Raw genomic sequence first — 20,919 nt, forward strand, 5'->3', positions numbered from 1 at the left:
GTTATCGGTATGTCTTCTGAAATTTTATCGCCAAACACACGCTCTGGTAGGTCATTGTTCGCCTCTCGCACCTTCGATCCTGAATTGCAGGTTTCACATTCAACGTTTCAAGTTGCCCAGCAATCAAAAACCTCAGACCTGAAACAGGAGACTCGAAACTTGAAACGGTTGGCCCCCTATGTTTCATGCCTCACACGATTGAAAGCGACACGAGAATGCAGCTGACAGGTCTTCTCATCAACCTGCTCATCATCCGTTAAAGAGCAGCCAGAGGCCCAGGATATAGACAATGATCATCAGCAAGCTATCCGGCTCGATCAGTCTAAACCGTCGTTCCGCGCGGTAGATGATCCCCATTAACCCAATGTTCATCATGACGATCGACCACAGGGCTGTGAGTGCATGAGTGGAACTGACGGTACTCAAAAGTCCTCCCTGTTGATAGGCGAGATCAGCAAAGAAAAACGCTGCCATATTGAAGGCGTTGCTGCCGAAGAGATTACCGACGGCCAGATCGAACGCACCCAATCGTATCGCCGAAATCGAGACGACCAGTTCCGGCAATGAGGTCGTAATCGCCACCAGTGAGGTCCCGATAAAGGTCGCCGTGATGCCGCTTTCTTCTGCGATCCGCCCAGCAGACCAGGCTAAGATGGGGGCGGCGATCAACAGTGCCAGGGTACCGATGGAGAATCCCCACAGGGCCCGGCGAAGTTCGTTGCGGCGACTTCCCTCCATGCTGGGCTGCCCGGGATCAGCAATGGACTTGACGACGACTTGATGTTCGAGCTGACGACGGGTCATATCCTCTTGGCGAAAGACCAATCTCATGCCAAGAACATAGAGAGTCAGAAGCGCCAAACTCTCAATACCCACGCCGAGACGGACGACATCGATTCGTAACAGCACAAAAAACGCCGCGAGACCCGTCAACACCATGGCGAGTGCCGCCGTCAGCGTATGTCCAAAAGCCGCCTGTTGCCACACGCGCTTGTGACGATAGAGAAGATCGATAAGCCCCAGTGTCAACATGTTGCTCATGCCGGCGCCAAAAAGGTTGCCGGCTGCAAGATCCGGGGCGTCCATCCACCCTGCGCTCATGGTCGTGAATACTTCCGGCAAAGACGTCGCACCCGCCATCAGGACCGCACCGATCCACACCCGACCCAAACCGGTCAATTCGGCGATTCGATCTCCATGGTGGGAGAGTCTGGTTCCTACGAGAACGATTGCTGCTGCGGTGACGGCAAAGACGAATCCCGGAATGATCACGGCGAGTTCTCCGGAGGGGTCAAAGCGGCAGGACAGACCCCACAGTCGGGCAAGCTCTACCCGGCAAGGCGTGAAGGCCCGATTACAATGGTGCGAGCGGCTGGGTGCCTACCATTGATCTTTGAAAAAGAGGAAGTATCCGATCGCGACCGCAATCGCTTGAAGCAGGATAAACCAGCGCAGGAGTCCCCAATGGGTGCCTGCACGGCTCTCCACCATTCTCATGCTCGCCATCATCGAAGGTTGTGAGAGAATGAAGGATGCCACCAGTTCTCGAGCATCTTCTCGGCTGAGGTTTCGCTCAAGCTGAACCTGTTCAATTGCTTTATTGCGGTTACCCTCTAACAGCGCTTCCAGAGCCTTCTTGGGAAGATCAACCTCCCATTGAATTTCGTTCGCCATAATGGGAGGAGTCTACCAGAAAAGACTTCTTCCCGTCTCCATAGATTTCCACCCGATATTCAGTGAGCCTCATGAATCGACTGCCTCCCGATTATCTCTTGAGGACATCCTATATCTAGGGGTGTACGACCCAACCCCATAGGCCGCACCCTCGATGAGAAGATCGAAAAGGAGGACGACCATGAGTACCGTCACTGCAGAGATCCCTTTACACGAACAGGTTCAATCCTTTGTCCGTACACCGCGAAAAATGCTGATCAGCGGTCGATGGCATGATGCTGCATCTGGAAACTATTTGCTGCATAATTTTGGTTTTTCGGTTAGTTGTGCTTAGTCCCCTATTATGGCAATCTCCTGACTTATGCCTGGGCTATAGATGGTCTTCATGGATCAAACCCCTGCCCGTGATGGAATCCTCTTCCCTCACCTCTGACCGGAGCACTCGTGACCCTGCCCTATGAAATCTTCATCGGCCTGCGCTACTTGCGCGCCAAGCGCCGCAATCGGACGATTTCGCTGAACACGTTCGTATCGGTGGCCGGCATCACACTGGGAGTGGCGGCACTGATCGGTGCGGTCGGCATCATGACCGGCTTTCAGGAGGATATTCAGAGCAAGATTCTCGGCACGACGGCCCATATCATCGTCCAAGAGCGGATGAAAGAACACATGAGCGACTATGACCGCCTCACCGAGAAGATCCAGACGGTACCGGAGGTTGTCGCTGCCACACCGTTCGTGTTCCGCCAAGTGTTGCTCACCTCACAAAGCGGGGTCCAAGGCATCATCTTGCGTGGGATCGATCCAAAACGAGAAGCCACTGTCACCGACCTTGCCAGAAACATCACGGCGGGACGCTTGCTCGACCTCCTCACTCCGGTGAAAGCGATGCAGGCTCCGAACGATGCCTCTCACGGCGAACTGCGCACCGTTGAACGGCCAGGCATTATTCTTGGCAAGGAGCTGGCACTTAAATTAGGGGTGGGCGTGGGCGATACGATCACCGTCGTCTCTCCCACCGGACCGATCAGTGCGATGGGCATGGTGCCAAAAATGCGAACATTCGCCGTGGTGGGCCTGTGCTCTTCGGGAATGTACAACTACGATTCTTCGCTTGCTTACATCGAGATTGGAGAGGCGCAGCACTTGTTCAACCTGGGTGCGAGTGTCACCGGGATCGAGATCAAGGTGGCGGATGTGTTCCGTGCCGGAGACATCGCCTCCCAGATCGAACAGGAGCTGGGATTCAGCCACGCGGCCAGAGACTGGATGCAGACAAATCGAAACACTTTCTCGTCCCTGAAGCTGCAGAAGACGATCATGTTTTTGCTCCTTATCCTCATCACGATCGTCGCTTCATTCAACATTGTGAGCATGTTGACGATGATCGTGACGGAGAAACAAAAAGAAATCGCCATTCTCAAGACGATGGGCGCGACCAAGCGCAGCATCCGGCGGATTTTCATGCTGAATGGGCTGATCATCGGCGTCGCGGGGACGGCCGTCGGCATTCCGTTGGGCTATGCCTTTCTGTGGCTGGTGCAAACGTTTTGGACCTTCGACCAGACCGTCTACGAAATCTCGACCATTCCGGTTCATGTGCTGGCGGAAGACGTGCTTCTGGTAGCCGGCTCTGCCATCCTGATCAGCTTCTTGGCGACGATCTATCCGGCCAATCAAGCCGCAAAACTCGAACCAGTCGCCGCTTTGCGGTATGAATAGATTCACGGGATCGAGGATTAGGGACCGAGGGCTGAGTCCTATTCCTCATCACTGAACCTGATCTCCATCAATCATTTCCGATGGGGTCCGAAGAACTGCCCATCTTGAAGGGGATCACTCTGACAATTCAGCACGGCGAGCCGCTGTGTCGCAAATCCGACTCGCACGCATTGTACTGTCAGGCGTCATTAGCTTCCCATTGCTCACGCGTGATGTGATACAAGCAATGCGTGCGCAGCGGACTGCTCACCGGAACTTTCGGGTGTTCAAAGGACTCGCCCGTGTGACGCATACCGATTCGGACCATCACAGCACATGACCTGCTATTGTCCACAGCCGTGAATGCCACGATTTCTGGAAAGTGGAGTTGTGTGAAGCCAACGCGAAGTCCGGCACATGCCGCTTCGGTCGCGTAGCCGTTGCCCCAATGTCGTGCAGCCAATCGCCAGCTGATCTCGATACCGGGCGAAAACGGCAACTCCGGTGCCGTCCGATGCAGACCCACGAAGCCGAGAAACTCCCGTCCATTTTTCGTTTCTACAGCCCACAAACCCCAGCCACGTTCAGCAATCAGACCTTCACAACGAGAGGCCAAGGCATCGCTTTCTGCACGGCTCAGCAGCGCGGGAAAGAACTCCATGACCGTTGGGTCGGCATTTAAGGCAGCGAATGGTTCTCGATCAGCTGCGCGCCACTGCCGCAGTCGAAGGCGAGCTGTATCGATCTCGGCAGGCTTTACCACCTGTGCTACGTTCACTCACAAGGCCTAACGCCGACGGTTAGCGGCGAGTGGCCGTATGGCGAACCTGCGCTCACAGGTAAGATGGGCTTCGTCTCACCACACCGGGCCACCGATCTTTTCGGCTTCATAGTAATTATTTTCACCTTCATCGACATGCGTGCGGATCATGCGAAAGCCTAGGTGCTGGAGAGCCCGCGTGTACGCGATTCGACCAAGTGACCAGCATTCGAGACCGGTGGTGACATCCTGCCAGGTTCCGGTTTCGACGGGCGCGGTGAAGAGAAACCGCCCGCGTGGCTCGAGAATCTCCGAGATCCGATGAAGGAGGGCCAACTGCTCGTCCTCCCGAAGAAAGGACACGAGACCGATCGAGAGGACCGCCTCGAACGTCCGCCCAAAATAGTTACTCTCCAGAGCCGACGCGCATTGCGTGGGAATTGTGGGGAAACGCAATCGAAATTGTCTCAGCAATGTGGGTGAGGTATCGATCGCCCATACCGCGAGGCCAGCCTCCACGAGGACCTGCGTAATGGGATACCCTCCACCGCAGGCGATTTCGACGACAGGAGTCCCAAACGGGAGCGATCGTGCCCAACGCTCCACGAGCTCGACTCCGACACGGGATTGATCTCGATCGTCAAGATACTTCAGTGCTTGCATTTCGTAGAAACGGCCCACATCGATCATACGGCAACTTCCTCCAATAAGGAATCATGGGTCAAACTGAGAGTCCCCCCGGCTAGTTACCAGTACTCTCACCCACGCGATTCGGAAATGAGACTTTCAAGATCAGGCATCCCACATCCGTTTGAATGGGCCATGAGGCTCAGCAGGAGAGCAACTTGCGTAATGGCCGGTCTCCAGCCGGAGCCACATGCGTCGTCATACAGATGTCCGCCCACAATAAAATTTTCTCTGGATAGGGATGTGGTTTCCCTCCAACGCGTGACGTAAACGTCGGCTCCATGAGTGGCAGCTGCCTATATCATGGAGAAGAGACTTATCCAATGGATGATATCCAGATGCTGCACCGGCAACACAAGCTACTCTCTTCGGTGTACACACACAAGTCTAGATCGGAGATCCGAAGCACGACAGGAATAAGATGAGGCCTGTGTCGAATAGCCTCAACTGTATCGAAGTGAAACAGTGCTGCGCACGATCGGGCTATTGATGGCCGATTTGTCTGTGAATAAGGCCTGATTTCAATCCGGCCCATCGGGTGACTCTATTCGGTTGATGCAGTGAGAAAAAAGTGAGCCGAGGCTCTCTTCCGTCATGGTCTGGAGCGAAATCCTCAAGAAGTGGTGGGAAATAGGGAAACAGCTTCAGCACGAAAGCCCGCAAGGGGAACACCCGGACTTCTGCTGTAATTCGCAACATCTCAATGAACACAGCACGGTGAAACTCATAGGAGAAATGATCCGAGTACAAGAATAAGAACTGCGAGCACAGGGCGATCTCGAACTGTGCAGCAAGGTTTCATCGTTGACGAGTCCAAACGTACGCAGTAGCCTTGCACCTTTAGACCATATGATGCTTCACATCACTCGTGCAGACACACATGATGCGGAGGCCATTGCCACAATGGTCGGCGAACTCTTGCATGACATCATGGCAGCGGTAAACGACAAGAGCTTTGGCTTTGATCATGCCGACACGGTTGATCGCGCTCGTGCGTGGATGAAGGAAGGCCTGTACACCGTGTTACTTGCGCAACTGGACTCCAAGCCGGTTGGATTCCTTTCTCTGTATGAAAGCTACGCACTGTATACCGAAGGCATGTATGGGACGATCCCGGAGTTCTATGTCCGGTCAGCATACCGTTCTCAGAGGGTCGGCTCAGCATTGCTGATAGAAGCCAAGGCGATCGGTCATCAACGAGAGTGGACACGTCTCGAAGTGACTACACCGCCGTTGCCGCAATTTGATCGAACCCTGAGCTTCTACCAACAGAATGGGTTCATCATCTCAGGCGGACGCAAGCTAAAGCTGAATTTGTGATGGAGCCGGTCATTCAACACTGAAAACGGTCATCTGATACGAAACACTTCCGAAACCTTGGTAGTCGTATATGCTTGGGAGACATCGGGTTGACTGGCCCATGCAGATCCTGCGCGCAGCGGTGTTCTACTTTCTCTTGGTGTTCGGGGCGGGGTTCCTGCTGGGAATTGGACGAGTCCTTCTCATCGTTCCGATGCTTGGTGAGAGAACGGCAGAACTGCTGGAAATGCCATTGATGCTCGGCGTCATCGTCGCCGCAGCCAGATGGGTAGTCCGTCGCAGGTTTGATACTCGGCAATTTTCTGCGCTGTGCGTCGGCTTCATTGCCCTGGGCCTTGTCTTGGTAGCCGATCTGGCCGTAGGAATATGGCTACGCGGGATATCGGCAGCCGAGGTGTTCCTGAACCGAGATCCTGTGTCAGGCGCTGCCTACTACGCGGCGCTCCTGCTCTTTGCAGTTATGCCGGCGATTCTTGCTCGCCGCCGGCATGCCTAATTGGATATTGAGAAGTCCTCCCGCTTTGCTCTCGTATCGCTCCGAGTGGGTGAAGCGTCATTCGCTTTCGAGATTCGAGCAACGAGGTACGACGGTGCGGTCTTGCCTGCGGAACGGCGCGTCTTGGATTTCGTCGGCTTAGTCACGCCATGCACCGGAATTGATGCGGTCTCTCAGAACAGCGGATGGTGAGGAGCCGATGCAAAAGGGGCTGCCGCCGGCACCTCGCCGGCATTCCCCAGGAATCGCCAGGTCTCACCATCTTTGACCAAATAGTGGACCTCGCGGAACCAGCTGTCGAGTGTCACTCTCTTTCCGCTCTGCTGATCGGTGCCGTACAACCCCCCCGTGCAGGTCACCTCTACTCGTAGGTTCCCCTCCACGTTCAGTATCTTGATGTCGGAAAACAAATGTAGGGACTCGAGGGCCTTGTAGTGCTCGAACACTTCGCTCCACACCCGCCGAACGTCCGCTTGTTTCAACCCATGATAGTCGTAAGATGGAGCGTAAAACTGCATCAGCCTATCGAGATCTTCCTTTTGTAGGCCCGCTTCTGCATGCTCAAATGCTGCAACAACCCCTTTCACCGCCGGATGATGCAGCAAACCCTTATGCCCACTGATCTTCTTGCCTTCCACGAGCAACACCGTCTCCGGCAACACCTGCACCTTCGCCTCCACCCGAGCCGGAACGAGCGCACAGGAGATGATCACACCCAAGACAAGCAAGGCCAATGCACTTCGTTCACGTATCATGTTGCCCCCATGAGAACATCCCACCATCTCATTACGGCACGTCGTGTTTCGGAAGGTTGGTTTCACAGCAGGCCGGTTAGGCTCTTGCACCGAGTTACGAACCCCATATCATGAAATAGGCAATACCAGCCGCTACAACCAAAACTCCTACTATCCATCCGATGAATCTCCGTTTGGCCGTGGCGAGCACCTGATCGATCTTCTTCTTAAGAGCCGGCTGTGTGCCGATGTACGTGACCACCAGCTCTTTGGCCTCCGCCATCCCGATACCCCGCTCCTTTCGCACGAGGTTGATTGCCCCGACCACATTACCCTGCCACAGAGCCTCGATCGTAGCTTTAGAAAGACGTACGGAACGATCTGGTTTGCTTGCCATATCAGGTATATCGATGGAACAAGGGAGCCATCACAGTCACCTAACCATGGTGCCAGGGTCTCTACTCTGATCCTGGTCCCTCTTCTATTACCTTCTTCTAAGTCTAAAGCGCTGAAGAATCAAGCATTCAGAAATACCTATCCACGTAGACATTGCATCTCTCATTGAGAGCACGGCATCATGGCCTGCTCGTTCGTCGACCGCTATGCCACTGTCGCTTCATGTCTTCATCCTCACATTTGTCGTCGGAATCTTGCTTCGATCCCGTGGCATCCTAACCAAGATGCATGCTGAACGGTTGGCCACGTTTGTGTTCTCGGTCAGTCTGCCGGCGACGATTCTCGTTTCGCTTGATCCTGTCGCCCTGACTTCGACAGCGTGGAAACTCCCTCTAGCTGCCTGCCTTATTACCCTCCCGATGATCTTCTGCTCCTGGGGGCTGGCCCGCCTCCTGTCGCTTCCACGCGAGACACAAGGTGGGTTCGTCTTGGTCACAAGCTCCATCAACTCTGTCTACTTTGCCTTTCCCGTCGTACTGGCCACATTCGGTGAAGAGGGTCTGACATACGCCGTGCTCTTCGATCTCGGCCAAACGACGCTGACCCTGACTGTTCTCTATGGTCTCGCGGTGTGGCACAGCACTGAAACTGCCACCCGCAGATCAGATGCAATCCGTCTCCTGTCATCACCGCCGTTATGGGCCCTGGCGTGCATCCTTACCATCAAATTGTCAGGGCAACATCTCCCACTCAGGCTCATTGAGCTACTCACGCCATTGCACTTCACGACGACGCCACTTGCCAGTCTGGTGCTCGGTCTCTCAATCAGTTTCTCCACGATCCGGCGAACAGCTCGTCTGGCGACAGTGGGTGTGGCGACGAGGATCGGCGGCGGGCTACTGCTCGGATCGATCGCCGTGTGGGTATTAGGGCTGACCGGAGTGGAACGAGCGGTCGTGCTCTTGATCGCCGCGATGCCCTCGGCGGTCAGCGCGCTGATCATTGCGGCTGAAGCACAGCTCGATGAGGAACTGGTGGCCTCGATCGTTGCCCTTTCCATGTGCCTCGGTGTGCTGATGCTCCCCTGGCTCCCCCGACTGACCGCGATGCTGTTGGAATGAGCTTCTCTTGCCTACGACGGCTTACTGAGAAACCTGGGACGATCTCGAACGGAGACCATTTTCACGAGATCCCGCACGGAGAGCACCCCGACGATCTTTCCGCTTTCCGTCACGGTCAAGTGTCGCACGCCCTGTTCGGCCATCGCCTTACTCGCGTCACGGACCGTGCGATTGACATCAATGCTGAGCAGAGGCGAGCTCATCACAGCGCTGATGTGCGTATGCGCTCCTGCACGATTGACTGCAAGTCCTTTCCGGACCAGATCGCACTCGGTCACAATGCCGACGATCTCGCCCGCCTCCATGGTCAACAAGGATCCAAGCCGCTTCTCGCGCATCAACTGAGCCGCAGTGAGAAGGGCCGCGTCGCTCGGAATCGTCGCAAGTGTGGTTGCCATCAGGATGCTCAACGGGCGATAGACCTGATCAAGATCATTGACTGGGCCACTCTCCGCATCCACGAACGATCGAACCAGGTCCCTCACAGAAACGATCCCGACAATTTCTCCAGCCTCCGCCACACAGAGGTGACGGATATGATTGGTTTCCATCACATGACTGGCATCCAACATGGTGCGGTCCCCCGTGATCGTCACGATTGGACTGACCATCACCTGATTCGCCGTCGTCACCATGGGGTCTAATCCCGCAGCCAGAACTTTCCGCACGAGATCCGTCTCCGTCAGAATGCCAACCGGCCCTCGGGTGGGATCATCCGACTCGACCAATAGACAGCCAATCCGCTTGACGCTCATTCGTTCAGCGACAGCCGTCACCGTCGTCTTCGGTGAGACGACCTCCAAGTAGCGATGCATAAACTCCTTCACCAACCCGCCCCCATGCTCACCCATCTCAACTCCTTGTCTCACGATGAGGTTGTTCGCTCCCTGACGATCGTTGTCAGGAATCCCTGATGACGACTATACCCGATTACTGATCACCCTATTAAGGAATACGCCCTTGCTCAATGACAACATCTCCACATCCTTCAGGAACAGACATCACCCTGTCAAACCCATGCCCCGTGTTTCATTCAGCGCTCCATGAACAACGATGTTGCATCTCTTGCAGAGGATGTTTGTTCGTTTGAAGCATCTCGAAGAAAGGCCGGACCGTTTCGAAGCGACTCTTCGTGCTACGGTGAACTACTAGAGTCGTTTGCCTTCACCTCCTTCACTTGGAACGGCTTCCGCCAGATCCGGCCAGCCTAGCCGCTTGAACAGCTCTTAGAGTCATAACCTGTTATATTTACGTACGAATCCACCCATTCATCGAAGTGGTCCAACCAGCCTCTCCGTCTATGCCTCTCATGGCACCCAACTTGCTCCATCGCCTTGATACGAAGGACTTGCACTCTGAAGGCCAAGCACATGGGACAGCCGATACCCCCTATCACTGCGCGAATTGAATGGTGTCGACAACGATCGAGACAAGCTGGTAGCGAGCCGGAGGCAGATAGCTGGCAAGCCGAAGCGGATGGGCTTCGAGATGCCGTGATGAGTCGAGACCACAGCGAAGACTATCGGCTCTGTTCTCCGGAAATTCGTGAGCGATACTTGCTGGGCCTCCAAGACGGGATCGCCATGCTGCAAACGACACGTGTGCGGCAGGCGAATCATGCTGCGGCTCCTGGAATTCCACAAGCAGATTCACGGATAGCGCTCAATACACGATCGGGAGGTAGATGATGAATTGCCAACGATGCAACGGGTTCGCAGTCTATGACGATAGCGTCGTCGTACAAACCGGTTCGTCCTCGGAGGTTCATGCCTGGCGTTGTGTCAACTGTGGAATGATCGTCGACGAGGTCATTCACCGGAATCAGCAAGTCCTTCCGCGGCGAAAGGGATCGGGCGGATCCAAACTCCGCCAATATGGGAATGAGGCTGCCTGACAAACATCCCTCCAACGGAGGTGTCCTCACCCTCAACGCAACTGCGAAACTAGGGCAATACGCTCTCGGTTTCACTTCGCTCCTGGTCCCGCTTCCACTCGCCGGAGCGCAGAAGCTTGTCTCCAAGTCCAACGGCTAAGTTGCGGTAGATAATCACGCCGATGTCGGGACGACGTCGAATGAGGTCCTCCAGATCTCGTCGAGGGAGTTCGGCAACCTCTATCTCACTCACTGCCATCGCCGTGGCAGAGTGAGGTCTGGCCGACAGCAGAGAGACTTCACCGCAGGTCTCCCCGGTGTGAATGGTACCGATAATGGCCGGAGACGGTCCGCCGCTGATGGCAACCTGCCCCTGAAGCACCACGTAGAGCCGGTCGGTGGGATCACGCTCGGCAAAGAGTCGCTCACCGCTTCGCATGTTTTTCACCGTGCACACTCCGGCCAACCTGATCGCCTGTTCGGTATTCATTCCATGAAACAACGGGACTTCTTTGATCGCCCGGGCCATACGAGGCGCGATGACGCATGTCGAAAATCCGCGCATCACGACATCGGCCACGGCTTGAACGGGCTCGGTCAGACCAAGTGGCCCCAAGTCTTGTAGTTTGTTCAGCCGCACCATTTTCACGATGTCGAGCCGTTCGACCTGATAAAACACCATGGCCGGTACATAGGCGACCGGAAGAAAATTCAGCTCCAGCAACGTTCGCTGCATGCGCGGCGCATAGGCACTGACATCGATTTCAATGTACTCGATGCCCATCTCCTCCTGACACTTCCGCTCCAGTTCGCCCAGGAGAAAGCGCACTACATCATCAGCCAACGCAATGAGTTCGAACACTCGTACGGTGTGCTCAACCGGGTCCATGGTATAGCCGACTGCTCCGACGACCTGAGTCCCGGAGCGAGCCAGAAAGTAGTTGGTCTGGCGGGCTTGCAACTTGAAGAAGCCGTAGTCCAATCGCATGGGCCCAAAGATTTCACGATTCCTTACTCGCCCCCGTTCAATACGTAGCAGAGCCGGATAGCCCTCGGCTTGCAACTGTTCCAGTCGGTAATCGCCGCCGGACGGATAGGAAGCGGAGTCTTCATCCACAATGAAATCCGGTGTGAGCGGCGGCTGGCTCATCACAAGATTGGCCAAGGCATACGCCTCGGGGATAATGCGCGGATTATTGCGGCGCAAGGTAAGGGCGTCTCCGAAATATCGAGCCAACAAGGCAAAGCTCTCGCGATGACGAAAGAAGTGCTTGAGCGGGAGAAAACCCATGGCAATGAATCTCTGTGCAAGGCTGATCCGTTGCGCATAGGGATGTACCGTCCGTGCGACGACAAGTCCGACATGCAGACGGTTCTTGATGGCCTCAAGCCGCTTGTCCATGAGCAGCTTTCCGACCTGCATCCGGCGATAGTCGGGATGGACGGCAAGACGGCCGAACTCTCCGACCAGATCGGAATGCGCTCCGAAATCGAACAAGACGGACGCGGTGCCGACAACACGTCCCGACTCTGTGTCTTCGGCCACGAGAATCAACGCGTCGTCCGTAAAGACCGAACGCTTCAGCCAGAGCTCGTCGTAGAGTTCCCGATGCGGATAATCGGTGCCGTAGACTGCGAGAAAAATCTCGCGGATCCGGCCGACATCTTCTTCGCGGGCCTCTCGAACTCTGATCATGCGCGCCCCTTTACAGCGGATCAGGAGGATGCCAGGTGCTGACGAAGCTGCCGGCCGGCAATTCTGGCGAGGGCCCGATAATAGGCGGCCCCTACAGCCAGCGCTTCTTCATCGAAGTCGAACTTGCTGGAATGGGCTGGATAACCTTCACGACCAGGAACTTGGCTGCCGAATCTGACGTAGGCACCTGGAATTTTTTCCAGGTAATAGCTGAAATCTTCAGCCCCCATATTCGCCGTCTTCAGCGGCAACACATTTGTCTCCCCCACTGTCTCGATTGCGGCGCTCCGCGCGAGGACCGCCATCACCGCATCGTTGACGAGAGGTGGCGTGCCTTCGGTCACCAGGACATGGATCTTCGCCCCGTGTAATTGGGCGATCGATTCGGCGATACGACGCACGGAGTTGAGCAACTGTCGGCGGACAGCCGGATCTTGCGCCCTCACCGTCCCTTCCAACTTGGCCTGTCCCGCGATCACATTCGGTGCCGTCCCTGCATGAAATTGGCCGACCGAAACAACCGAGGGGCGGGCCGGATCGACCTCACGTGAGACGATCGTCTGCAACGCCATGATCATGAGGCTCCCCACCACCACGGCATCGATGCTCTCATGTGGCCTTGCGCCATGTGCCCCCTGCCCGATGATCTCAATCGCAAAGTTATCCGACGACGCATTGACCGGTCCCTCACTCACCACGATAGTGCCTGGGCGGTAATGCCGATCCAGATGTCCACCGAAGATCAGGCCGGCGCCGGCAAGCACGCCTTCCTTAATCATCGCGATCGCACCGGTCCCTTGTTCTTCCGCCGGCTGAAAAATCAGCCGCACCGGTGCCGGCAAATCGTTCTCCTGTGAAAGGAGCGCCGCGGCGCCGAGCAACATTGTCGTGTGCCCGTCATGGCCACAGGCATGCATCACATCGCCATGCACTGAGGCGAACTCGAGTCCGGTTTCCTCCTGAATGGGGAGCGCATCCATGTCGGCCCGCAGTACGACGCAGGGCACTCCGGAACCCCCGGGAATGTCGGCGACGACCCCATGGCCCGCGATGTTCGTGCGGTGATGAATGCCAAGGTCGTGAAGGAACCTGCTGATGACTGCGGCCGTCCGAGATTCCTGTCTACTCAGCTCAGGATACCGGTGGAGTTCTCGTCGCAGAGCGACCAATCTGTCGTACAGAGCTGGTGCAATCAAAGCCATGAGAGTTCTCTCCGCGCGCAGCGCCCAGTCGGTCGGAGGTCGTCACCTGGCTGGGAGATCCTCATCCTTCCTTCGCCTGCACACTCGGTTGATAGATTGCGTACACATAGACTGGGATGGACAGATGGCCGAGATGTTTTTCAAGCAACGGTTTGACGTCCTTCCAATCAAGCCCACCCACTCCTGTCGCAAGACGAGGCAAAGCGAGGCTCTTGACCTTCTCACTTTCCACCAGCTTCGAGAGGGCTTTGAGACAATGATTGACGTTTTCGATGGTCGCTTTTCCTGGATTAGACCCATGGCTGGGGGCCGGTTCTTGGGTAAACAGGCTCACTATTCTCGTGCCACCTGCACCGGCCCAGGCCCACAATTCACCGGTCTTGGGCGTAAATGTTTGGCAATAATGCCTGAAATCCTTATACATGGCAGGCCACTGTTGCCTCAGGGACAACGCCAAACCGTTCGCGAACCCGTCGTTCGGTGCCACACCGTGCGCTACCATTTCGGCCTTCGATCGTAAAATGTCTCCCGCCACTTCCTTGAGCATAGAACCTCCCATGATGATATGAACCTCGACAGCATGGCACAGCCAGGTCTACAGCTTCATGCTGTAGATGCCTCTTGACCGACCAAACACCCTTGCCAATCCCACTTCATTCCGTTATGAACATCGAATCTTGTTCCCTAGCCAGAGGCCACGCCGTGGTGCACATTCGACCAGCGACCGAAGCAGATTTTCCCGCAATCCTCCGGGTGCAACAGTCCGCCTTCGGCGAATATGCCTCGGTCCATACCGTGAGCGGCTGGACGACGGAAACCCCGGAGAGCCTCAAAGCGGACGCTCGGGAGAAACAGATCTTCGTGGCAGTCGAAGAGGGGACAATCGTCGGCTCCGTACGGTTCTGGACGGTGGCCGGCGTGTGCGTCATCCGTCTGCTCTCTGTGAATCCCAGCCATCAGCACCGAGGAGTCGGCAAAGCCCTGATACGCGAGATCGAGCGGGTTGTGACCGATGCCCATAAGCTCTACGCCTGCACCATGTTGCGCACAGCTCGCAATATTCAGTTCTTTCTGAACCTTGGGTACAAGGCCGAGACCATCCTGCCCAATCACTACGATCATCTCGATCTCATTTGCTTCGCGAAATATCGCTGAGCCGCTTCTGCGACGACTCATTCGAGTGCCACGAACTCTCCGCCGAACGGTTACGGCGTTTTTGCACACCGAAACCCATAGCCGAACTGCCGGTTCATCGGTTGCGCATTGAACCGATGGGCAGACCGCAGAAAGTCCGACACGTACAGCCAGGAGCCTCCGCGTACGACCTTCTCATCGCCTTTTGCCGGGCCGATGGGGTTCTTCTCCGGACCTTTCTTATAAGAATCGAGCCCGTACCAATCAAACACCCACTCCCAGGCATTCCCGGCCATGTCATAGATGCCGTAAGGGCTCTTCCCTGCCTCGAACGATCCGACCGGGGACAAAGCCAGATGGTCATCCCAATCCTTTCGTCCATAATTGGCGTGGAGTCTGGTCGGGGCTTCGTTGCCCCAGGGATAAATCCGTCCATCGGTTCCCCTTGCGGCCTTTTCCCATTCCGCTTCAGTCGGCAGACGCTTACCGGCCCATTTGCAGTAGTTGACCGCATCCTCCCAACTGACATTGACGACCGGACGCCTCATATGTTGCGGTTGATTCATGATGCTCCAGTCCGGCGGCTCCTCCATTTCCGTGGCTTCCAAATACCTGGCGTATTGCCCAACCGTCACTTCATACTTGTCGATCCGGAACGCATTGAGATAGATCTGCCGCACCGGCTTTTCATCATCTCCAAGAGTGCTACCCCGAGTGAACGTCCCCGCCGGCACCAGCACCATCTGCAGATCGAGGTTCTCAGCCTCTCCTGTTCCTCCGGACGCCCCGGCAGAGACCTGTTTCTTCGCCCCAGACAGAGACCGCGGAAGTTTGGCCTGAAGCTGTTGGTGAAGGACCTGCTGTTCAGTGGTCAGGCCCATTTCATGCGCGCTTTCGAGCGTCTCCTGGGCTTGCTTCATCTTTCCAGCGGCCACCAACGCTTTCGCTTCGTGCAGAAGCCTCCAAGCCGTTGTTTCCTCTCGTAACCGCCAGACCTTCGCTTTGGTCTTGGGCAAATAGGATGTTGTTCGCCCGGACTTGGCATCCAAATCCAGTGCGGTCTCGTAATGTTCCTCTGCGCAGATCCAAGCCTCCAGGGCCCGGCAGGCTTCGGCGAGGTTGAAATGTGCCTGAATGTTGGACGGATCTTTCTGAATGCCAGTCTCCAACAACGTCCGTGCCTCTGCATACTGTTTGTTTTTCAATAGGTTCTCTCCCTTGGAAAATTCCTGATCCCCGGCTCCGGCTGCATACACGACAGCTCCCGAAGCGATGAAGAGGCAGAACACCGCCTTACTCGCCAACACGTGTCTCATAAACGCCCCCCTCCCCGTTCTAACTGATTGCCCTGTGGATTCGGCCTCGCCTGCCAGCAACGGTGTTCGGCCTGGACCGGCGTGGCAGGCTTGCCATCTAACAACTACAAGATTGATGCCTAACACCACAGTCATCTGACCTCGGATCAATTCAGTGGATTTTTGCCCCAGATCTTTGGCCGCCCTTCAGTTCTCTTGGATGTGACACGTGAAAGATGCTACAGCTCATCGCGCTCATGAAAGCTTTTCTTCTCTCTCCTCAAGCGACGCGTGGACCGGCATTTTGAGAGCGGCATGGCGCATGTCGACCTATCCAAAGAGCAGAGAATGCCAGCACAAACGTCTACGCTCGGTAGCCCCACCGATGATCAGTGCATCATGCCGCCGTAGAAATGTCGGTCCACGCGCCGCCCCTCTCACACCCATTCCGGCGCCTCTTCTTTCCCGACGTCCCGCCCCGCAAACAGGCTGTACAACGCGGGCAGGACCACCAGCGTCAACGCCGTTGAGGTGAAGAGTCCGCCGATCACGACGCTGGCGAGCGGCCGCTGCACCTCAGCTCCGATCCCTTGCGCCAACGCCAGCGGTAGAAGACCGAGTAACGTGGTCATCATCGTCATCACGACCGGACGGAGACGCAGGCTGCAACCGGCTAGGATCGCGTCGTCGATCGTTCGTCCCTCGTGACGCAGCTGGTTGATATAGGAGACCAATACGATCCCGTTCCCGACAGCCAGTCCAAACAGCTCGATGAAACCGATCGAAGCCGGCACACTCAGATACTGTCCGCTGAGCCACAGCGACACGACCCCGCCGATCAACGCGAAGGGAAGATTCAGAATGATCAAGGTTGCGTATCGCCAAGAATGGAATGCCCAGTATAGGAGAAAAAAGACGAGCCCCAGCGTAACAGGCACGACGATCATCAACCGAGCGTTGGCCCGTTCCATATTTTCGAACGCACCGCCCCAGACAATGCTGTACCCTTCCGGCAAGCGGAGCTGGGCAGCGAGCTTCGCCCGCCCTTCATCTACGACACCACCGATATCCCGGCCCACGACGTTGAAGCCGATGTAGATGCGGCGTCTGACCTGCTCGCGACTGATACGAGCTGGGCCTTCGCGCATCTCAATTTTAGCCAGATCACTCATGGGAATGAGTGCACCCGAGGCGGATTTCACGCGGATTTCTCCGATGGCTGCCACACTATTCCGGTACGGTTCCGGAAATCTCAGCGTGAGTTCAAACCGCCGCTCGCCTTCATAGACCTGCGTCGCCATTCTCCCGCCGATCGCGGTCGTGATGATCTCTTGCACGTCAGCGACGTTGATGCCGAAACGGGCGATCTTTTGCCGATCAATGTCGATGATCACATAGGGTTGCCCGGCGACTTGTTCGACCTTGATATCCTTCACGCCATTGATCTGCTGCATCAAGGCCGCAATCTCTTGCGCCTTGTCCCGGAGCACATCGAGGTCGTCCCCGAACAACTTGATGGCGCATTGGGTTCTGATGCCGGAGATCAACTCATCCACTCGTTCCTGAATCGGCTGGCTCATGAGGACGGAGATGCCGGGGATTTCGGTCAGCTTTTTCCGAATCGCGTCCGTCAATCCTGATTGAGTGGTCGCTGTTGTCCATGTGCGTCGGTCGTGCAGAGACACGATCGGATCGCTCTCATAGAGATCTTCTGGATGGTAGGGAATTTCCGCTCGTCCGATTCGACTCACCGCCATCTTCACTTCAGGAAACTCCAACATGGCCTTTTGGGTCTGCTTCTCCAACTCGATGGACTCAGCCAGCGAGACACTCGGCAGCTTCACAACTTGGGGCGTTAGGGCTCCTTCCTCAAGAAGCGGAATGAACTCCCGCCCAACGAAGGGAACAAGGCCGAGGCTACACAGCACGACCACCGTCGACCCAGCCAGGACGAAACGTCGGTGCCGGAGTGTCCATTGCAACACCGGTACATAGCGTTGTTTCATCCAGACAGTCAGACCGGTTTCCCGTGGATGATCGCGACCGAGAAACAGAGACGCTAGCACCGGTGACAGCGTCAACGTCACCAAGATTGAGGCCACTAGTGCAATCACCAGTGTGTAGGCCAGCGGCGCAAACATCTTGCCTTCCATACCCTGCAACGTCATGAGCGGGAGGAAGACGACGCTGATGATGAGAATGCCAAAGAGGATCGGCCGCCCCACTTCCTTGGTCGCATGGAGAATCACGCTGAGCCGGCTTTCCTCCGAAGCATCGGTGTGTTGTGCGAGATGTCGATAGGCGTTTTCTACGACGACCAGTGACCCGTCGGCAATTTCGCCGATGGCGATCGCCAGTCCCCCGAGCGTCATCAAGTTGGCCGAGAGCCCAAACCGTTCCATGGCAATAAAGGTGACGAGGGGCGTGACGATCAACGTAACCGTCACAATGATGGCGCTGCGGACATGGCCCAGAAAGAAAAAAAAGACGAACATGACCAACACAATCCCCTCTATTAACGCATCACGGACCGTATTGATGGCGGCATTCACCAGTTCGATGCGGTCATAGAACGGGATCAGTTTTGTCCCTGCGGGGAGCATATGGCCCTGCTGCAGATCCGCCACCTTTGTCTTGATCGCCTCAACCACCTGACGAGCATTGCCTCCACGAAGCATGAGCACCGTTCCGATCACGACCTCCCGTTCCCCATTGAGAACAACTGCGCCATGGCGAACGGCATGGCCGATGCGGACCTCTGCAACATCCCGTACGAACACCGGCGTACCAGCGACTTCTTTGACGATGATGGATTCGATGTCACCCACTGTTCTGATCAGCCCGAGCCCTCGAACGATTGAGCGTTCGGCATGCCGCTCCAGGACATTGCCCCCGGCATTGGCGTTATTCTTCACCGCAGCTTCGTAGATCTGGTGGAGCGTGAGGTCGAACTTGCGAAGCTTGGCTGGATCGACCACGACCTGATACTGTTTGACGAACCCGCCCATCCCGTTTACATCGATCACACCAGGGACACTCTTCAGCTGGGGGCGCAGCACCCATTCCTGCAATGTGCGCTGATCGGTCAACTCCGTCTGGTCGACCATCGCATCGGTCGCGGCATGAGGCCCTGTGCTGAGCTGCCTGTCCTGAGCTTGTTGAGGGGTTGAGGGGCCTTCAACATAATAGTGAAAGACTTCGCCCAGCCCGGTAGTGACGGGAGCCATCACCGGTTCAAGTCCCTCCGGGAGTCGCTCCTTAGCCGCCATGATCCGCTCAAGGACCAACTGCCGCGCAAAATAGACATCCACGTGATCGTTGAACACGACGGTGATTTGAGAGAGGGCAAACTTGGAAAGAGACCGAATCTCCGCCAGCCCAGGCAACCCGGTTAGCTGGAGTTCAAGTGGGTAGGTGATGAAACGCTCAACCTCAACCGGCGAGAGACCCGCCGCTTCGGTCAGCACCTGCACCTGAATGTTCGTCACGTCGGGATAGGCATCAATCGGGATCGACTCGAAGGCAATCACGCCGACGATGGACATCAGGCCAGCCAGACCAATCACCAATATTCGCTGCCGCAACGAGAATTCGAGAAGCGAAACAATCATGGCGTGGGCTCGATCTTGTGCCGTTCGATTTCAGACTTGAGAGCGAAAGAGCCCTTCGTCACGACCTGCTCACCGGCCTTCACCCCTTCCAGCACCCTGACCACCTCTCCCTCTTCATTGCCCAACTTGACCGTTCGAGCCTCGAACGTGCCGGCCTCCTGCTGAATGAACACCATCTTGCCTGCGGGTCCGTCTTGAACAGCCTCAAGCGGGACACTCAGCGCATCAGGACTCGACGTGACGTACACACTGATGACGGCAAACATTTCCGGCTTCAACAGTCTCTCGGGGTTTGACACGGTGACGCGCAGGCTCATCGTGCGGGTTGCCGGATCAAGGACATCTCCGACATAGGTGATGGTTCCACCGAAGATCGCATGAGGATAGGCCGCAAGAACCACGTTGACATTCTGGTCCTTACGGATGAATCGGATATCCTTTTCGGGCACGTTACCAATCACCCATACGTCGGTAAGGTTGGCCACAGTAAACAGTTTTTGATCCGTTTCGACCACTTCTCCCTTCGTGATGTTTCGTGTGATGACCCGCCCGTCGAACGGCGCGCGCAACGGCATGTCGGCTTTGATCGTATGCTCACGATCCAGCCTCTCGATTTCTTCTTGAGGCACACCAAGCAGCTCCAGCCGGTTCCTCGTCTCACGGGATTCGGCCCTGGCGGCTTTCATGGCTGCCTCACGCCGCTGTAATTCGGCAAGGCTGACGGCCTTGTTCTCATACAACTCCCTGGCTCGCCCATGGGAGCGTTCGGCCTCCTCAAGCCTGGCCTCAGCTTTGAGATGTTCACCCTCCGCCATACCGAGATCGACGCTGTGGAGCAGCGCCAAACGCGTACCTTTTTTCACATCCTGCCCGACATCGACATGTACCTTGACCACCCGGCCACGAATCAAGGCCGTGACCTCGGCTAATTCGTTTTGGTTGGCTTGGACGGTGGCGGGAAATTCACGATGCGAAAGGATCTCCCCCTGTGCCACCGGCGACAACTCCAACTGCATGCGGGATAGCTCTTCCGCGGTCAGATGCAACAGCCGTGATGCGGCAGACGGCGGGTTCTGCGCGACAGGAGTGGTATCGGTCGCTCTGTTCTCACAACCCGCCCCTCCCGAGAGGAGGAGACAGATCACCAGACTGCGAGAACAGGCTCGTACAAGATGTCGGGCGTTGTCTAGCGGCACTGGGCTGTTACCCATGAATGATC

Annotated in this window: 20 protein-coding genes; 7 read left to right on the plus strand and 13 right to left on the minus strand. The window is 56.2% G+C overall.

Going from position 1 to position 20,919, the window contains the following annotated elements:
- Positions 1–249: 249 nt before the first annotated feature.
- On the minus strand, positions 250–1,272 hold the full coding sequence (locus ACMTNU_RS00420) for a sodium:calcium antiporter (protein WP_413933227.1): 1,023 nt from the start codon (positions 1,270–1,272) through the stop codon (positions 250–252).
- Between the two features lie 108 nt (positions 1,273–1,380).
- On the minus strand, positions 1,381–1,674 hold the full coding sequence (locus ACMTNU_RS00425; protein WP_086426428.1) for a hypothetical protein: 294 nt from the start codon (positions 1,672–1,674) through the stop codon (positions 1,381–1,383).
- A 181-nt stretch (positions 1,675–1,855) separates the two neighbouring features.
- On the opposite strand from ACMTNU_RS00425, the gene ACMTNU_RS00430 reads away from it, so the two are divergent.
- Together ACMTNU_RS00430 and ACMTNU_RS00435 are read left to right on the plus strand one after the other, a co-directional pair.
- Entirely contained in the window at positions 1,856–2,008 is a 153-nt protein-coding gene (locus ACMTNU_RS00430; protein ID WP_413933228.1) for a hypothetical protein, read from the plus strand.
- A gap of 110 nt (positions 2,009–2,118) precedes the next feature.
- Entirely contained in the window at positions 2,119–3,396 is a 1,278-nt protein-coding gene (locus tag ACMTNU_RS00435; protein WP_413933229.1) for a lipoprotein-releasing ABC transporter permease subunit, read from the plus strand.
- 178 nt (positions 3,397–3,574) lie between these two features.
- On the opposite strand, the gene ACMTNU_RS00440 is transcribed toward ACMTNU_RS00435, so the two are convergent.
- Together ACMTNU_RS00440 and ACMTNU_RS00445 are read right to left on the minus strand one after the other, a co-directional pair.
- Entirely contained in the window at positions 3,575–4,153 is a 579-nt protein-coding gene (locus tag ACMTNU_RS00440) for a GNAT family N-acetyltransferase (protein WP_413933230.1), read from the minus strand.
- Positions 4,154–4,231: 78 nt separating this feature from the next.
- Positions 4,232–4,825 (minus strand): class I SAM-dependent methyltransferase, encoded by a 594-nt coding sequence (locus ACMTNU_RS00445; protein ID WP_413933231.1) that lies wholly within the window; start codon positions 4,823–4,825, stop codon positions 4,232–4,234.
- Between the two features lie 846 nt (positions 4,826–5,671).
- Here ACMTNU_RS00445 and ACMTNU_RS00450 point away from each other — a divergent pair.
- Positions 5,672–6,142: an N-acetyltransferase family protein gene (locus tag ACMTNU_RS00450; protein ID WP_413933232.1), complete on the plus strand. Its 471-nt coding sequence runs from the start codon at positions 5,672–5,674 to the stop codon at positions 6,140–6,142.
- A 100-nt stretch (positions 6,143–6,242) separates the two neighbouring features.
- On the plus strand, positions 6,243–6,638 hold the full coding sequence (locus tag ACMTNU_RS00455) for a hypothetical protein (RefSeq protein ID WP_413933233.1): 396 nt from the start codon (positions 6,243–6,245) through the stop codon (positions 6,636–6,638).
- Positions 6,639–6,811: 173 nt separating this feature from the next.
- On the opposite strand, the gene ACMTNU_RS00460 is transcribed toward ACMTNU_RS00455, so the two are convergent.
- Both ACMTNU_RS00460 and ACMTNU_RS00465 read right to left on the minus strand, forming a co-directional pair.
- The gene (locus ACMTNU_RS00460; RefSeq protein ID WP_413933234.1) at positions 6,812–7,393 is read right to left on the minus strand and encodes a hypothetical protein; all 582 of its coding nucleotides are present in this window, start codon (positions 7,391–7,393) and stop codon (positions 6,812–6,814) included.
- A 94-nt stretch (positions 7,394–7,487) separates the two neighbouring features.
- A complete protein-coding gene (locus ACMTNU_RS00465; RefSeq protein WP_413933235.1) occupies positions 7,488–7,769 on the minus strand; it encodes a hypothetical protein in 282 nt (93 codons plus the stop codon).
- A gap of 205 nt (positions 7,770–7,974) precedes the next feature.
- Between ACMTNU_RS00465 and ACMTNU_RS00470 the strand changes: the two genes are divergently transcribed.
- Entirely contained in the window at positions 7,975–8,889 is a 915-nt protein-coding gene (locus tag ACMTNU_RS00470) for an AEC family transporter (RefSeq protein ID WP_413933236.1), read from the plus strand.
- Between the two features lie 11 nt (positions 8,890–8,900).
- Here ACMTNU_RS00470 and ACMTNU_RS00475 read toward each other — a convergent pair whose 3' ends face one another.
- Positions 8,901–9,740: a cyclic nucleotide-binding/CBS domain-containing protein gene (locus ACMTNU_RS00475; protein ID WP_413933237.1), complete on the minus strand. Its 840-nt coding sequence runs from the start codon at positions 9,738–9,740 to the stop codon at positions 8,901–8,903.
- 519 nt (positions 9,741–10,259) lie between these two features.
- Here ACMTNU_RS00475 and ACMTNU_RS00480 point away from each other — a divergent pair.
- Entirely contained in the window at positions 10,260–10,577 is a 318-nt protein-coding gene (locus ACMTNU_RS00480; RefSeq protein WP_413933238.1) for a hypothetical protein, read from the plus strand.
- A 255-nt stretch (positions 10,578–10,832) separates the two neighbouring features.
- Here ACMTNU_RS00480 and ACMTNU_RS00485 read toward each other — a convergent pair whose 3' ends face one another.
- From ACMTNU_RS00485 to ACMTNU_RS00495, 3 genes are all read right to left on the minus strand, one after another.
- The gene (locus tag ACMTNU_RS00485) at positions 10,833–12,458 is read right to left on the minus strand and encodes a GNAT family N-acetyltransferase (protein ID WP_413933239.1); all 1,626 of its coding nucleotides are present in this window, start codon (positions 12,456–12,458) and stop codon (positions 10,833–10,835) included.
- A 20-nt stretch (positions 12,459–12,478) separates the two neighbouring features.
- Entirely contained in the window at positions 12,479–13,660 is a 1,182-nt protein-coding gene (locus tag ACMTNU_RS00490) for a M20 metallopeptidase family protein (protein WP_413933240.1), read from the minus strand.
- A 61-nt stretch (positions 13,661–13,721) separates the two neighbouring features.
- The gene (locus ACMTNU_RS00495; protein WP_413933241.1) at positions 13,722–14,207 is read right to left on the minus strand and encodes a macro domain-containing protein; all 486 of its coding nucleotides are present in this window, start codon (positions 14,205–14,207) and stop codon (positions 13,722–13,724) included.
- 155 nt (positions 14,208–14,362) lie between these two features.
- Between ACMTNU_RS00495 and ACMTNU_RS00500 the strand changes: the two genes are divergently transcribed.
- Entirely contained in the window at positions 14,363–14,815 is a 453-nt protein-coding gene (locus ACMTNU_RS00500) for a GNAT family N-acetyltransferase (protein ID WP_413933242.1), read from the plus strand.
- 50 nt (positions 14,816–14,865) lie between these two features.
- Here ACMTNU_RS00500 and ACMTNU_RS00505 read toward each other — a convergent pair whose 3' ends face one another.
- From ACMTNU_RS00505 to ACMTNU_RS00515, 3 genes are all read right to left on the minus strand, one after another.
- Complete coding sequence (locus ACMTNU_RS00505) at positions 14,866–16,110, minus strand: SUMF1/EgtB/PvdO family nonheme iron enzyme (RefSeq protein WP_413933243.1); 1,245 nt, start codon at positions 16,108–16,110, stop codon at positions 14,866–14,868.
- Positions 16,111–16,526: 416 nt separating this feature from the next.
- Positions 16,527–19,700 carry an efflux RND transporter permease subunit gene (locus ACMTNU_RS00510; protein ID WP_413933244.1) on the minus strand — a complete coding sequence of 1,058 codons (3,174 nt, stop codon included), beginning with the start codon at positions 19,698–19,700 and terminating at the stop codon, positions 16,527–16,529.
- A complete protein-coding gene (locus ACMTNU_RS00515) occupies positions 19,697–20,911 on the minus strand; it encodes an efflux RND transporter periplasmic adaptor subunit (RefSeq protein WP_413933245.1) in 1,215 nt (404 codons plus the stop codon). Before ACMTNU_RS00515 ends, ACMTNU_RS00510 begins: the two co-directional genes overlap by 4 nt.
- Positions 20,912–20,919: the final 8 nt, after the last annotated feature.

It is taken from the genome of Nitrospira sp. BLG_1, from assembly GCF_047338595.1.
Taxonomy (GTDB): Bacteria; Nitrospirota; Nitrospiria; order Nitrospirales; family Nitrospiraceae; genus Nitrospira_D.